This window comes from Xanthobacter sp. DMC47 (genome assembly GCF_056313845.1).
On sequence record NZ_JBQUZM010000007.1, the window covers coordinates 92288 to 106164 of the forward strand.

General features: G+C 68.9%; 10 protein-coding genes. 8 read left to right on the forward strand and 2 right to left on the reverse strand.

Annotated elements, in window-relative coordinates; translation table 11 throughout:
* Positions 1-67: 67 nt before the first annotated feature.
* Complete coding sequence (locus ACT54R_RS24010; protein ID WP_476331127.1) at positions 68-1012, forward strand: LysR substrate-binding domain-containing protein; 945 nt, start codon at positions 68-70, stop codon at positions 1010-1012.
* On the opposite strand, the gene ACT54R_RS24015 is transcribed toward ACT54R_RS24010, so the two are convergent.
* A complete protein-coding gene (locus tag ACT54R_RS24015) occupies positions 981-2864 on the reverse strand; it encodes an ABC-F family ATP-binding cassette domain-containing protein (protein ID WP_476331129.1) in 1884 nt (627 codons plus the stop codon). The genes ACT54R_RS24010 and ACT54R_RS24015 overlap by 32 nt on opposite strands.
* A 54-nt stretch (positions 2865-2918) precedes the next feature.
* Positions 2919-4208 carry a ubiquinone biosynthesis hydroxylase gene (locus ACT54R_RS24020; RefSeq protein WP_476331132.1) on the reverse strand — a complete coding sequence of 430 codons (1290 nt, stop codon included), beginning with the start codon at positions 4206-4208 and terminating at the stop codon, positions 2919-2921.
* Positions 4209-4412: 204 nt separating this feature from the next.
* Between ACT54R_RS24020 and tesB the strand changes: the two genes are divergently transcribed.
* From tesB to ACT54R_RS24055, 7 genes are all read left to right on the forward strand, one after another.
* Complete coding sequence (tesB, locus tag ACT54R_RS24025; protein ID WP_476331135.1) at positions 4413-5288, forward strand: acyl-CoA thioesterase II; 876 nt, start codon at positions 4413-4415, stop codon at positions 5286-5288.
* 328 nt (positions 5289-5616) lie between these two features.
* Entirely contained in the window at positions 5617-5955 is a 339-nt protein-coding gene (locus ACT54R_RS24030; RefSeq protein WP_024276769.1) for a P-II family nitrogen regulator, read from the forward strand.
* Between the two features lie 29 nt (positions 5956-5984).
* Positions 5985-7481, forward strand: a complete 1497-nt coding sequence (locus tag ACT54R_RS24035) for an ammonium transporter (protein ID WP_168457158.1) — start codon at positions 5985-5987, stop codon at positions 7479-7481.
* 386 nt (positions 7482-7867) lie between these two features.
* Positions 7868-10900 (forward strand): isoleucine--tRNA ligase, encoded by a 3033-nt coding sequence (gene ileS / locus ACT54R_RS24040; RefSeq protein WP_476331138.1) that lies wholly within the window; start codon positions 7868-7870, stop codon positions 10898-10900.
* A 105-nt stretch (positions 10901-11005) separates the two neighbouring features.
* Positions 11006-11536 (forward strand): signal peptidase II, encoded by a 531-nt coding sequence (gene lspA, locus ACT54R_RS24045; RefSeq protein WP_476331141.1) that lies wholly within the window; start codon positions 11006-11008, stop codon positions 11534-11536.
* Between the two features lie 52 nt (positions 11537-11588).
* Positions 11589-12317: a hypothetical protein gene (locus tag ACT54R_RS24050; protein WP_476331144.1), complete on the forward strand. Its 729-nt coding sequence runs from the start codon at positions 11589-11591 to the stop codon at positions 12315-12317.
* 115 nt (positions 12318-12432) lie between these two features.
* Entirely contained in the window at positions 12433-13839 is a 1407-nt protein-coding gene (locus ACT54R_RS24055; RefSeq protein WP_476331147.1) for a M16 family metallopeptidase, read from the forward strand.
* The last annotated feature ends 38 nt before the right edge of the window (positions 13840-13877 follow it).

Genomic DNA, 13877 nt, shown 5'->3' on the forward strand with positions numbered 1-13877 from the left:
GCGCGGCGTTTGAGCGCGGCGTACTCAAGCCCGCGCGGCGTTTGAGCGTGGGGGTCATCGGGCGCGAATGACGCTGGAGCAACTGAAGGTCTTCGTCGCCGTCGCCCGCGCGCTCCACATGACCCGCGCCGCCGAAACGCTGAACATGACCCAGTCGGCGGTCAGCGCTTCTGTCGCGGCCCTTGAGGCCTCCTGCGGCGTCGCCCTCTTCCACCGCGTCGGACGCCGCATCGAACTGACGGAAGCCGGGCGCGTCTTCGTTCCCGAAGCCGAGGCCGTGCTGGCCCGTGCTGGCGCGGCCGAGACGATCCTGGCCGATCTGTCCGGCCTCAGGCGTGGCCGGTTGTCCATCCACGCCAGCCAGACCATCGCCAATTACTGGCTCGGCCCGCTGCTCCACCGCTTCCACAAGCTTTATCCCGACATCGCGCTGGAAGTGGTGATCGGCAACACCGCGCAGGTGGCCTCCGCCGTGCGGGCCGGTGATGCCGATCTCGGCTTCGTGGAAGGTGAAGTCGAGGAAATGCTTCTTGCCAAGGTCGCGGTCCCCGGCGACCGGCTGGTGCTGGTGGTGGCGGCCCATGATCCACGGGCCGAGCTGAAGGCGCTGACCCCGGCCGATCTCCTCGACATGCCCTTCGTGCTGCGCGAGCCGGGCTCGGGCACGCGGCAGGTGTTCGAGGATGCCCTGCGCGTGTCGGGGGTCGATCCGTCCCGGCTGAAGGTGGTGTTGGAATTGCCGTCCAACGAGGCGGTGGTGAGCGCGGTCGCCGCGGGGGCTGGGGCGACGGTGATTTCCGATCTCGTCACCGCCTCGGGCCTCGCCATGGGCACGCTGAAGCAACTGCCCCTGACCTTGCCGGCCCGGCGTTTCTACGCCTTGCGCCACGCCGACCGCTACAATTCGCGGGCGGCACAGGCCCTGCTGGCGCTGGTGCGTGAGCCGGAGACGGCGCCCGAAGGTGCCCCCGCCGCGCCGGTCAGCCGCCCGCGGCCTCGAGCTCGGCGCTGACCTCCAGCCATTCCTCTTCCGCCTGCGCCAGCTTGTCCGCCGCCTCGGCCCGCTCCTTGGCGAAGCGGGCGGCGTCCAGCGGCTTTGCAGCATGGAGGCCGGCGTCGGAGAGCTTTGCATCCAGCCCCTCGATCTGCTGCGTCAGCTTGTCCACCGCCCCTTCCAGCTCGCGGATGCGCTTCTTGAGCGGGCCGGTGGCGATGCGGCGGGGCGCGGGGGCGGAGGTGGCTTCCGCCTTGGTCTCGGAGCGGTCCTTGCGCCCTTTGTCGGTCATCCGGTCGCCATCGGAACGGGAGAGCACCTCGCTCTTGTACTGGTCGAGATCGCCGTCATAGGCCTTCACCGTGCCGCCCGAGACGCGCCACAGCCGCTCGGCGCAGGCCTCCAGCAGGTGCCGGTCGTGGGAGACGAGGATGACGGCACCGGGGAAGTCGTTGATGGCCTCGATGAGCGCCGCGCGCGCCTCGATGTCGAGATGGTTGGTGGGCTCGTCGAGGATGAGCAGATGCGGCCCGTGGAAGGTGGCGAGCCCCAGCAGCAGCCGCGCCTTCTCGCCGCCCGACAGGGACGACACCTTCGTGTCCGCCGCGCCGCCGGAAAAGCCCATTTCCGCCGCCCGCGCCCGCACCCGCGCCTCGGGCGCGTCGGGCATCAGGCGCCGCACATGCTGGGCGGGGCTGTCGCCGGGGATCAGTTCGTCGATCTGGTGCTGGGCGAGGTAGGCAACTTCCAGCTTGTCCGCCCGCACCACCCGGCCGCTTTCCTCCTTCAGCCGGCCGGCGAGGAGCTTGGCGAAGGTGGACTTGCCGTTGCCGTTGGGGCCGAGGAGGGCGATGCGGTCGTCCTCGTCGATGCGCAGATTGAGGTTCTGGAGGATGGGCCGGCCGGGCACATAGCCCACCGCCACCTTCTCCAGCACCACGATGGGCGGGGAGAGCAGCTTTTCCGGATGGCGGATGGAGATCGCCGCCGCCTCCTCGCTCACCTGCGCGGCCAGGGGCTCCATGCGGGCGAGGGCCTTGAGGCGGGACTGGGCCTGCTTCGCCTTCGTGGCCTTGGCGCGGAAGCGCGCGACGAAGGATTCCATGTGGGCGCGCTGCATTTCCTGCTTCTTGCGCGCCTTCTGGTCCAAGAGCAGCCGCTCGCGCCGCTGCCGGTCGAAGGAGGTGAAGCCGCCCTTGTAGAGCGTCAGCTTCTGCCCGGTGAGGTGGAGGATGTGGTCGACGCTCTCGTCCAGAAGGTCGCGGTCATGGGAAATGAGGATCACCGTGCGCGGATAATGCGCCAGGTAGTCCTGCAGCCACAGGGTGCCTTCAAGGTCGAGATAGTTGGTGGGCTCGTCGAGCAGCAGCAGGTCCGGCTCGGTGAAGAGCAAAGCGGCGAGGGCCACGCGCATGCGCCAGCCGCCGGAGAATTCCGAGCAGGGCCGCTGCTGGGCGCTTTCGTCGAAGCCGAGGCCGGCGAGGATGGTGGCCGCCCGCGCCGGCGCCGCATGGGCGCCGATGTCGAGGAGCCGCATCTCGATCTCGCCCATGCGGTTGGGGTCCTGCGTGGTCTCCCGCTCATGCAGCAGCGCCGCGCGCTCCGTGTCGGCGGCGAGCACGCGCTCGATGAGGCTGTCCGGCCCGGCCGGCGCCTCCTGCGCCACGCGGCCGATGCGGGTCCGGTTGTGCAGGCGGATAGCGCCGGATTCCAGCTCCAGCTCACCCACCAGCGCCTTGAACAACGTGGTCTTGCCCGAGCCGTTGCGGCCGACGACGCCCACGCGCGCGTTCTCGGGGAGGGCGACGGAGGCATGGTCAATGAGCAGGCGCCCGGCAAGGCGCAGGGAAATATCGTCGAGAACGATCATGCCCGGCTTTTCGCAGGCGAGGCCGGGCAGGGCAAGATGGCGAAGCGCGCGCCTCTAGAGCGTCTCGCCCCGGAGCAGCTTCGGCACCTCGCCTGTGAGGCCGGCCGCATCCTTGATGAACAGGCCCTTGAGGCGGGGCAGGCGGTCCACCAGCCCGAGGCCCACGTCGCGGATGGCGCGCAGGGCGTCGGAATGGTTGGAGAACAGCCGGTTGAGCCCGTCCGTCGCGACGCCCATGGCCAAGGTGTCGAACCGCCGCCAGCGCTGGTAGCGCTCCAGCACGGTGGGAGAGGCGAAATCGAGGCCGACGCGGGCGGCATCCGTCACCACCTCGGCGAGGGCGGCGACATCGCGCAGGCCCATGTTGAGGCCCTGCCCGGCGATGGGATGGATGACATGAGCGGCATCGCCCACCAGCGCGAGCCGGTCGCCGATGAAGGCGCGGGCCATGGCGAAGCCGAGGGGATAGGCGCGGGGCTTCGTCACCGGCTTCACCCAGCCGAGGCGATGGCCGAAGCGCTGCTCCAGCTCCTCCTGGAAGATGGCGGAGGGGAGGGCAAGAAGGCGCTCGGCATCGGCGGTGCGCTCGGTCCACACCACCGAGCAGCGATTGCCCGGCAGGGGCAGGATGGCGAACGGGCCGGCGGGCAGGAAATGCTCCTCGGCGCGGCCCTCGTGCGGGCGCTCGTGCTCCACCACGAAAGTGATCCCGCTCTGCCCGTAGCCCCACGAGACGGTGGAGATGCCGGCCATCTCCCGGATGCGCGAGCGCGCGCCGTCGCAGGCGACCAGAAGGCCGGCGCGCAGCGGTGCGCCCGAGGCGGAGGCCAATTCCACGCCGCCGCCCTCGCTGCGGAAGGAGGTCACGGCCTCCTCGCGCAGATCGATGCCGGCGGAGCGGGCGGCCGTCACCAGCGCCTGCTGCAGATCGAGGTTCGGCACCATGAAGGCGAACGGCTCACCCGGCTCCACATCGCCGTCGAAGGTGAGGAAGGTGGGGCGCGCCACGTCCTTGGTGCGGCTGTCCGTCACCACCATGGTACGCATGGGCTCGGCCTTGCCGGCAAGCTCCTGCCATACGCCGAGGCTGGTGAGCATGCGGCGCGCGCAGGCGGCGATGGCGGAGCAGCGGCCGTCGTCGAGCCCGGCACGGGAGAGGGTGGGATCGTAAAGGGCAATGTCGGCGTCCGGGCCGAGGCCCTGGCGCAGGGCGAGGGCGAGGCTCAGACCCGCGAGGCCGCCGCCGACGATGGCGACATCCGCCCGTTCCGCCGGCGCAGCATAAGCGGCGGCCGGTTTTGCGGACCAGCCGGTCTCCGGAAGCGGTGCGTTCGGGGAGCCCATGACCTTCACTCCTACTGATTGTTCTCGTTGTACGCGGACCAAGGCAGATCGGCTCGCCTATAGGGGAGCCAGCTGACGTTTTGGGGTTGACGGTCGAGGCGTGGGCGTGGCGTCCTGCCCTCGACTGAACCGCGCGACCCGCATCCCGTTCCACCTATTGACGCTGCCGCCCCGAGGGCGCGCTGCCGTCGGCGAGCCCCCCGCATGACCGCCCAGAATCCCGACGTGGAGAAGCTCCTCGGCATCCTTGACCTCGAGCCGCTCGAGATCAACCTGTTCCGGGGTCGCAGCGTATCGCCCACCGGGGGCCGGGTGTTCGGCGGGCAGGTGATCGCCCAGGCCCTCGTCGCCGCCCGCCGCACGGTGGAGGACGCACGCGTCACCCACTCGCTGCACGGCTATTTCCTGCTGGGCGGCGATCCGACCGTCCCCATCATCTACGATGTTGACCGCATCCGCGATGGCCGCTCCTTCACCACCCGCCGGGTGGTGGCGATCCAGCATGGCGAAGCCATCTTCAGCATGTCGGTGTCGTTCCAGAAGCCCGAGGAGGGCTTCACCCACCAGAGCCAGATGCCCGACGTGCCCCAGCCCGAGGATCTGCCCGGCGACGAGGTGTGGCGGGATCGCCTGCTCGCCCGCTTCCCCGGCGCCGCCGGCCGCGACTGGATGGCGCACCGGCCGCTGGAGGTGAAGCCCACCAGCCTGGACATGTCCTATCTCGGATCAGCGGGCGCCCGACCGAGCATCTGGATCCGTGCCCGCGGCCCGCTGCCGGACGATCTGCCCATTCATCAGGCGGTGCTCGCCTACGCCTCCGATCTGTCCCTGCTGCAAGCGGCGCTGCTGCCCCACGGCAAGTCCGTGTTCGATGAGGACGTGCAGGTGGCGAGCCTCGACCATGCCCTGTGGTTCCACCGCCCGTTCCGCGCCGACGATTGGCTGCTCTACACCCAGGAAAGCCCGGCAGCCTCGGCCGGACGTGGGTTCTGCCGCGGCGAGCTGTTCACCCGCGACGGGATTCTGGTTGCTTCGGCGGCACAGGAAGGCCTCATGCGGCCGGTAACGCCGCGCGCATAGGCAGGCGTCGTCTTCGGCGCCGCAGTGCGTCATCACGCAAGTGCGAACGATATGTGTCGTTCCCTTGGGCGCTAAGATTAAAAAATAGGCACTAAAAGCGGCGAGCAGGCGGCGAAGCCCCTGCGGCGCGCGCCGTGGCGGAAAAATATGCACGGGACTCCCGGCATCCGCCGCCTTGCCACTCTCTTGGCACGGTACTTGATTCCTCTGGCCGCAGGCTTGCCAGCCGCGGCGCGGATCTCCCCGACCCGCTCGGCGAAGCCGCCGCGAGAAACACCGCTCGGGCTTCATGCGAAGCGCAGCGGCATCAGGGGACAGGGACCGATCCATGAAGATCGTCATGGCCATCATCAAGCCATTCAAGCTGGAGGAGGTGCGCGACGCCCTCACCGGTATCGGTGTACACGGCCTCACCGTGACCGAGGTCAAGGGCTACGGGCGTCAGAAGGGCCACACCGAGATCTACCGCGGCGCCGAATACGCCGTGAGCTTCCTGCCGAAGCTGAAGATCGAGGTCGCGGTGTCCGCCGACCAGGTCTCCAAGGTGGTGGAGGCGATCACCGCGTCCGCCAAGACCGGTCAGATCGGCGACGGCAAGATCTTCGTCATCCCGATCGAGCACGCCGTGCGCATCCGCACCGGCGAGACCGACGCCGACGCCCTTTGAGCCTCATCTCTTTCACGGAGCATTCATCCATGACGTCCAAGACGTGGTCCCGCGTGGGGGTTCCCGCGCTTCTTCTGGCGCTGGCGGTAGCCGCGCCGGTACTGGCCCAGACGGCCCCGCCGGCGACTGACGCCGCAACCGCCGTTCCCGCCGCTGCAGCCGCCCCCACCGTGAACAAGGGCGACGTCGCCTGGATGCTCACGTCCGCGCTGCTGGTGCTGATGATGTCGGTGCCAGGCCTGTTCCTGTTCTACGGCGGCCTCGTGCGCGCCAAGAACATGCTCTCCGTGTTGATGCAGGTCGCCTACAGCGTGTGCATCGTCGGCCTGATCTGGGTGCTCTACGGCTACTCGCTCGCCTTCACCGGCGGCTCGCCCTTCATCGGCGGCTTCTCCAAGGCGTTCCTCTCAGGCGTCACGGGCGAATCCCTCGCCGCCACCTTCTCGGTGGGTGTGGCCATTCCGGAGTGGGTGTACATCGCCTTCCAGATGACCTTCGCCATGATCACCCCGGCCCTCATCTTCGGCGCCTTCGCCGAGCGCATGAAGTTCTCCGCCGTGGTGCTGTTCGTGCCGCTGTGGGTCACCTTCGTGTACTTCCCCATTGCCCACATGGTTTGGTACTGGGCCGGCCCGGATGCGATCGATGCCGCCGCCAAGGCCCTCGCCGCCGCCGCTGACGGCACCGCGAAGGCCGCCGCGCAGGCTGCGCTCGACGCCGTGAACGCGGACTCGGGCTACATCTTCCAGCTCGGCGCCATCGACTTCGCCGGCGGCACCGTGGTGCACATCAATGCCGGTATCGCCGGTCTCGTGGCCTGCATCATGGTCGGCAAGCGTCTGGGCTTCGGCAAGGAAGCGCTCTCGCCCCACTCCCTGACGCTCACCATGGTCGGCGCCTCCCTCCTGTGGGTCGGCTGGTTCGGCTTCAACGCCGGCTCCAACCTCGAGGCCAATGCCACCACCGCCCTCGCGATGATGAACACCTTCATCGCCACCTGCGCGGCCGGCATGTCCTGGATGTTCGTGGAGTGGCTGGTGAAGGGTAAGCCCTCCATGCTCGGCCTCGCCTCGGGCATCGTCGCCGGTCTCGTCGCCGTGACCCCGCCGTCGGGCTTCGCCGGCATCATGGGCTCGCTGGTCCTCGGCCTCGTCGTGTCGCCGATCTGCTTCATCTTCTGCACCGCCGTGAAGAACGCGCTGGGCTATGATGACGCTCTCGACGTGTTCGGCGTGCACGGCATCGGTGGCATCGTCGGCGCCATCGCCACTGGCATCCTGGTGAGCCCCTCGCTGGGCGGCACGGGCATCTACGACTACACCACCGGTGCGGTCGCGGCCTACGACATGACCGCCCAGGTCATCGCCCAGCTCAAGGCTGTCGGCGTGACCGTGGTGTGGTCGGGCGTCGGCACCGCCGTCATCCTGTTCGTGATCTCGGTCATCGTCGGCCTGCGTCCCTCCACGGACGTGGAGCGCGAGGGTCTCGACATCAACGAGCACGGCGAGCGCGCGTATCACTCCTGAGCTTCGGCCCAGGTCCGGGGCGGCCACGGCCGTCCCGGTTCAAGGGTTCGGGAGCGGTCAAAGCCGCCCCGTTCAGGTTCAAAAAGAGGGGAACCAGGAAGAGCCCCGGCGCCACGGCGCCGGGGCTTTTTCCGTTCCGGGGCAGGCGCACAGGCGCTGCGGCCATGGATGGGCTTTTTTCCGCAGGGCTTGCCGGATATAAGCCGTGCGATGCGTCACCTTCTGCCCATAGGCGGGATCAGCTTTCGCTGCGCCTGCGGCCCGGCCGTCCCCGGCTTCGCCATCGGCGCGCGAATTATCGGCCCGGCCCCCCGCCGGCGCGTTTGAGCGCGCGGGGGACGCCGGGTGTTTTCGCCTGATCCCTGCCCTCTTCCCCCGAGCCTTCCATGACCGAACCCAGCACGTCCGGCGCCACCGAGACCAAGGCGTCCGCCCCGGACTATTCCAAGACCCTGTTCCTGCCGGAGACGGCCTTCCCCATGCGCGGCGGCCTGCCCCAGAAGGAGCCGGAGCTGCTGGCCCGCTGGGCGCGCATCGGCCTCTACGAGCGCCTGCGCGAGGCCGGCCGCGGTCGCGACCGTTTCGTGCTGCACGACGGCCCGCCCTATGCCAACGGCAACATCCACATCGGCCACGCGCTCAACAAGATCCTGAAGGACGTGGTGACGCGCTCCCAGCAGATGCTGGGCTATGACTCCAACTACGTGCCCGGCTGGGACTGCCATGGCCTTCCCATCGAGTGGAAGATCGAGGAAGAGAACTACCGCAAGAAGGGCAAGCAGAAGCCCGACTTCTCCGACGCCGCCGCCATGGTCGCCTTCCGCCAGGAATGCCGCGCCTATGCCGAGCACTGGCTGAACGAGCAGCGCAAGGAGTTCAAGCGCCTCGGCGTCGAGGGCGACTGGGACCGTCCCTACACCACCATGGCGTTCATGGCCGAGGCGCAGATCGCCCGCGAGATTATGAAGTTCGCCGAAAACGGCCTGCTCTATCGCGGCTCCAAGCCGGTCATGTGGTCGGTGGTGGAGAAGACCGCGCTGGCCGAGGCGGAGGTGGAGTACCAGGATTTCACCTCGGACACGGTGTGGGTGAAGTTCCCGGTAGTGTCCGAGGGCGAGCTGAAGGGCGCGACCGTCGTCATCTGGACGACCACCCCCTGGACCATGCCCGGCAACCGCGCGGTGACCTATTCGCCGAAGATCGCCTATGGCGTCTATGAGGTCATCGACGCCCCCGCCGACAACTGGGCCAAAGCGGGCGACCGCCTGATTCTTGCCGACAAGCTGGCGGACGACGTGTTCAAGGCCGCCCGCGTCACCGCCTTCCAGCGGTGGGGCGGCGTGCCGGCTGAAGTGCTGGCGAGCCTCATCCTCGCCCACCCGCTCGCGGACCTCGGTCTCGGCGGCTACACCTTCAAGGTGCCGCTGCTAGAGGCCGAGCACGTCACGGACGACGCCGGCACCGGCTTCGTCCACACCGCTCCCGGCCACGGCCGCGAGGACTTCGAGGCGTGGGTGAATCATCGCCGCTGGCTGGAGGAGCGCGGCATCAATCCCGCCATCCCCTACACGGTGGATGAGGACTCCTTCTACACCTCCCAGGCGCCAGGCTTCGAGGGCCGGCGCGTCATCACCGAGAAGGGCGAGAAGGGCGACGCCAACGGCGCCGTCATCGACGCGCTCATCAAGGCCGGCAACCTGCTGGCGCGCGGCCGGGTGAAGCATCAGTACCCGCACTCCTGGCGCTCCAAGAAGCCGGTGATCTTCCGCAACACGCCGCAATGGTTCATCGCCATGGACCAGGACATCCGCGCGGCGGACGGCAAGGCGGCACCGCGTCCTGCGACGCTCCCCGGCAACGCGCCCGATACCCTGCGCGCCCGTGCGCTCGCCGGCATCAAGACGGTGGAGTGGGTGCCGGCGGCCGGCGAGAACCGCATCACGGGCATGATCGAGAACCGGCCCGACTGGGTGGTCTCGCGCCAGCGCGCCTGGGGCGTGCCCATCGCCGTGTTCGTGAAGGACAACGGCGACGGCACGGTCGAAATCCTCAAGGACGCCGCCGTCAACGCCCGCATCGCCGAGGCCTTCGCCGCCGAGGGTGCGGATGCCTGGTTCAAGGAGGGCGCCACCGCCCGCTTCCTGGGCGAGCGCGCGTCCGAGGGCTGGCAGAAGGTGGATGACGTCCTCGACGTGTGGTTCGATTCCGGCTCCACCCACACCTTCACCCTGGAGGTGCGTCCCGACGTCAAGGCCGATCGCGCCCCCGAAGGCCGGGACAAGGTGATGTATCTGGAGGGCTCGGACCAGCACCGCGGCTGGTTCCATTCCTCGCTGCTGGAGAGCTGCGGCACCCGTGGCCGCCCGCCCTATGACGTGGTGCTGACCCACGGCTTCGTCCTCGACGAGGACGGCCGCAAGATGTCCAAGTCGCTGGGCAACGTCACCTCGCCGCAGGACGTCATCAAGCAGTCCGGCGCCGACATCCTGCGCTTGTGGGTGTGCGCCTCCGATTATGCGGACGACCTGCGCATCGGCCCGGAAATCCTCAAGACCACGGCCGATACCTACCGCAAGCTGCGCAACACGCTGCGCTGGCTGCTGGGCTCGCTGCACCACTACCGGCCGGAGGAGAAGGTGGCGGTGGCGGACATGCCGTCGCTGGAGCGCTTCATCCTGCATCGGCTCGCCGAGCTGGACGGGGAGATCCGCGCCGCCTATCGCGCCTTCGACTACAAGAAGGTGCACGCGGCGCTCGCCCAGTTCATGAACATCGAGCTGTCGGCCTTCTATTTCGACATCCGCAAGGATGCGCTCTATTGCGATCCCATCTCCTCGGTGACGCGGCGCGCCTGCCTGACCGTGCTGGACGAGGTGTTCAACCGCCTCATCACCTGGCTCGCGCCCATCCTCGCCTTCACCTGCGAGGAGGCCTACATCGCCCGCACCGGGGATGAAGAGGGTTCGGTCCATCTGCTCGCCTTTCCGGAGACGCCCGCCGCGTGGCGCGACGAGGCTCTGGCGGAGCAGTGGCGCAAGGTCCGCCTCATCCGTCGCGTCGTCCTCGGCGCTCTGGAAGTCGAGCGTGCCGCCAAGCGCATGGGCTCGTCCCTTGAGGCCGCGCCCGAGGTCCATGTGAGCGACGACGCGCTGGCCGAGGCCCTCACCGGGCTCGATCTCGCCGAGATCGCCATTACCTCGGATGCGAAGCTGATCCGCGGCGAGGGGCCGGCCGATGCCTTCCGCCTTGCCGACGTGCCCGGCGTGGCCGTTGTGCCGGTTCGCGCGGAAGGCACCAAGTGCGCCCGCTCGTGGAAGGTCTCGCCCGAGGTGGGCAGCGACGCGGAATTCCCCGACGTGACGCCGCGCGATGCCGCCGCGCTTAGGGAGTTCTACGCCGCCCGCGCTGCGGCGGAGTGAAGCGAACCCCGCCCGCCCTCGCGTTGCCGGGGCGGGCCGGCTCGTCTATGAACGGCGGATCGCGTCCGGCCATCGGTCAGAGCGGCCGTTCCTGAGAGAGGCCCCTTGCAGCGCCGTCCCATCTTCTTCGGTCTTCTCGTCGCGCTCGCGGTGCTGGTGGCGGATCAGGCCTCCAAGGGCCTCGTGCTCGCATGGTCGGCCTCCTGGAATGCGCCGATCAAGCCCGTCGCGCCCTTCATCGACTTCGCCGCGCTGTGGAATTACGGCATCAGCTACGGCCTGTTTCCCCAGGGGGAGACCGGGCGCTGGGTGCTGGTGGCCATCAAGGTGGCGGCGGCCATCCTGTTCGCCGTGTGGCTGGCCCGCGCCCGCAGCCGGTTCGAGGCGTTCGCGCTGGGCCTGCTGATCGGCGGCGCCATCGGCAATGCGGTGGACCGCGTGGTCTATGGCGCGGTGTTCGATTTCGTGTCGCTCCACGCCTTCGGGTACCGTTGGTACGTGTTCAACCTGGCCGATGTGGCGGTTGTTGTGGGCGTGGCCCTGCTTCTTTACGATGCATTTCTCGGTGGCGCCTCAAAATCGCCGCCCTCGGCCGCGCCAATGGCGCCCCGGTCCAAGGCCGAGCGCGAGCTATGAGAGCGCATGCTTTGAGAACGCATTAGAGGATGGCATCGAGGACGTGAGACCCATGCGAGAGATTTCCCTTTTCCCGCATAGCGCTGATGCCGCGCCGCGCGCGGTCGGTACCGTTCTGCCCCCCGCACTCCATCTGGCTCCGCGCCGTCTCGGCGGCGGCGTGCTGCTGGCCGCCTTTGCCGTGATGCTCGCCGCGCCCGCCCCGGCCGCCGCGCAGAGCCTCGACGGCAGCACCAATATCTTCGAGAGCGCCATGCAGATCCTCGGCCTCAAGGAGGAAGAGGAGAAGCCGGAGATCGACTATCGCGAGCGCGCGCCCCTCGTGGTGCCGCCGCGCGTTCCGGATGCCCTTCCCGCGCCCCAGAAGAGCGCCGCCGAGGTCAATCCCAACTGGCCGAAGGATTACGACCAGCAGCGCCGCGCCGCCGCGGCGCAGGCGGCGAAGCAGCCGATCCTCCGCGATGATCCGGGCAAGCCGCTGATGCCGTCCGAACTGAACCGCAACAAGAAGCGGGCGGTGGGCAACAGCACGGCGCCGACCGAGCCGGTGGGCGCCGGCTCCACGCGCGACGTGCTGATGCCGAGCCAGCTGGGCTCGTTCAGCTTCCCGGGGCTCGGTGGTGCCAAGCAGGAGCAGCTCACGTTCAACGGTGAGCCGAGCCGTGAAAACCTGATCCAGCCGCCGCCCGGCTACCAGACGCCCGCCCCCAATGCCCCCTACGGCGTGGTGGAGGAGAAGAAGGAGCCCTGGAAGATGCCGACCCTGTTCGATCGCCAGTGACGGACGCGAGGGTCGAACGGTCTGCAGGCGCGGCCCGATACCGCTCCGGCCGGTCCTTTTCGGCGGCGGCGGGCCTCCTATCTTTCCTTGACGGACGCACCCGCGGGTGCGTCGAATGCCGAAAGATCGTCACGTGCAGATGAGCCGTCTCGCCATGGTTGCCATTCTCGCCGCTGGAGCGGCCGCATTTTCTCCCCGCCTTGCTGACGCGGCGGGCCCCGAAGTCACCGAATTCAAGCTCGCCAACGGCCTTCAGGTCATGGTCATCCCCGATCACCGCACCCCGGTGGTCACCCACATGGTGTGGTACAAGGTGGGATCGGCCGACGAGCAGCCGGGCAAGTCCGGCATCGCCCATTTCCTTGAGCACCTGATGTTCAAGGGCACCGATGCGCATCCCCAGGGCCAGTTCTCGGCCGAGGTGGCGCGGCTCGGCGGGCAGGAGAACGCCTTCACCTCGCAAGATTACACCGCCTATTTCCAGCGCGTGGCGAAGGAGCACCTTGAGACCGTGATGGGCTTCGAGGCCGACCGCATGCGCGGCCTCAAGCTCTCCGACGAGGTGGTGCTGCCCGAGCGCGACGTGGTGCTGGAAGAGCGTCGCATGCGCACGGACAACGATCCCGGTGCCCGCCTCTCCGAGGTGCTGCAGGCCACGACCTACGTGAACCATCCCTACCAGCACCCGATCATCGGCTGGGAACACGAGATCAAGGGCCTCAACCGCGAGGACGCCCTGGCCTTCTACCGCCGCTTCTATGCCCCCAACAACGCCCTTCTGGTGGTGGCCGGCGACGTCGACCCCGCCGAGGTCAAGGCGCTGGCGGAAAAGACCTACGGCAAGGTCGCCCAGGCCGACACTCCGCCGCGCAGCCGGCCGCAGGAGCCCGAGCCGCGTGCCCACCGGCGGGTGTCGCTCGCCGACCCGCGCGTCGCCCAGCCCAGCCTCCAGCGTTCCTATCTCGTGCCGTCCGCTCGCACCGCCGCGCCGGGCGATGCGGAAGCGCTGGAAGTGCTCTCCCACATCCTCGGCGGCGGACAGACCAGCCGCATGTACCGCACGCTGGTGGCGGAGAAGGGCCTCGCGGCCGGTGCCGGCTCCTGGTATCAGGGGACGGCCTACGACGCGACGCGCTTCGTCGCCTATGCCTCGCCGCGCCCGGGCGTGAGCCTCGAGACGCTGGAGGCCGCCGTGGATGCGGTGGTGGCCGAGCTGCAGGACAAGGGGGTCGATGACCTGGAACTGGCCCGCGCCAAGACCCGGCTCATCGCCGACACCATTTACGCGCAGGACAACCAGGCGACCCTCGCCCGGATCTATGGCGCCTCCTGGGCCACCGGCCTGTCTGCCAAGGACGTCCGCGAATGGCCGGAGCGGCTCAAGGCCGTGACCGCCGATCAGGTCCGCGACGTGGCCCGCCGCTACCTCGTCACCGATCGCGCCGTGACCGGCTACCTCAAGCAGGCCGAGCCGAAGGCCGGCGAGGCGGGCAAGGACGGCAAGAAGGACAATCGCTCGTGACGACGGCCGTCCCGGCTTTCGCGTTCCGTTCGCCGGCC

What these genes read in the sequence shown, in the direction of transcription:
- ACT54R_RS24030 (WP_024276769.1), top strand. Translation starts at nt 5,617, where the DNA reads ATGAAGATCGTCATGGCCATCATCAAGCCATTCAAGCTGGAGGAGGTG.
- ACT54R_RS24035 (WP_168457158.1), top strand. Translation starts at nt 5,985, where the DNA reads ATGACGTCCAAGACGTGGTCCCGCGTGGGGGTTCCCGCGCTTCTTCTG.
- ACT54R_RS24015 (WP_476331129.1), bottom strand. Translation starts at nt 2,864, where the DNA reads ATGATCGTTCTCGACGATATTTCCCTGCGCCTTGCCGGGCGCCTGCTC.
- ACT54R_RS24010 (WP_476331127.1), top strand. Translation starts at nt 68, where the DNA reads ATGACGCTGGAGCAACTGAAGGTCTTCGTCGCCGTCGCCCGCGCGCTC.
- ACT54R_RS24055 (WP_476331147.1), top strand. Translation starts at nt 12,433, where the DNA reads ATGCCGAAAGATCGTCACGTGCAGATGAGCCGTCTCGCCATGGTTGCC.
- tesB (WP_476331135.1), top strand. Translation starts at nt 4,413, where the DNA reads ATGACCGCCCAGAATCCCGACGTGGAGAAGCTCCTCGGCATCCTTGAC.
- ACT54R_RS24050 (WP_476331144.1), top strand. Translation starts at nt 11,589, where the DNA reads ATGCGAGAGATTTCCCTTTTCCCGCATAGCGCTGATGCCGCGCCGCGC.
- ileS (WP_476331138.1), top strand. Translation starts at nt 7,868, where the DNA reads ATGACCGAACCCAGCACGTCCGGCGCCACCGAGACCAAGGCGTCCGCC.
- ACT54R_RS24020 (WP_476331132.1), bottom strand. Translation starts at nt 4,208, where the DNA reads ATGGGCTCCCCGAACGCACCGCTTCCGGAGACCGGCTGGTCCGCAAAA.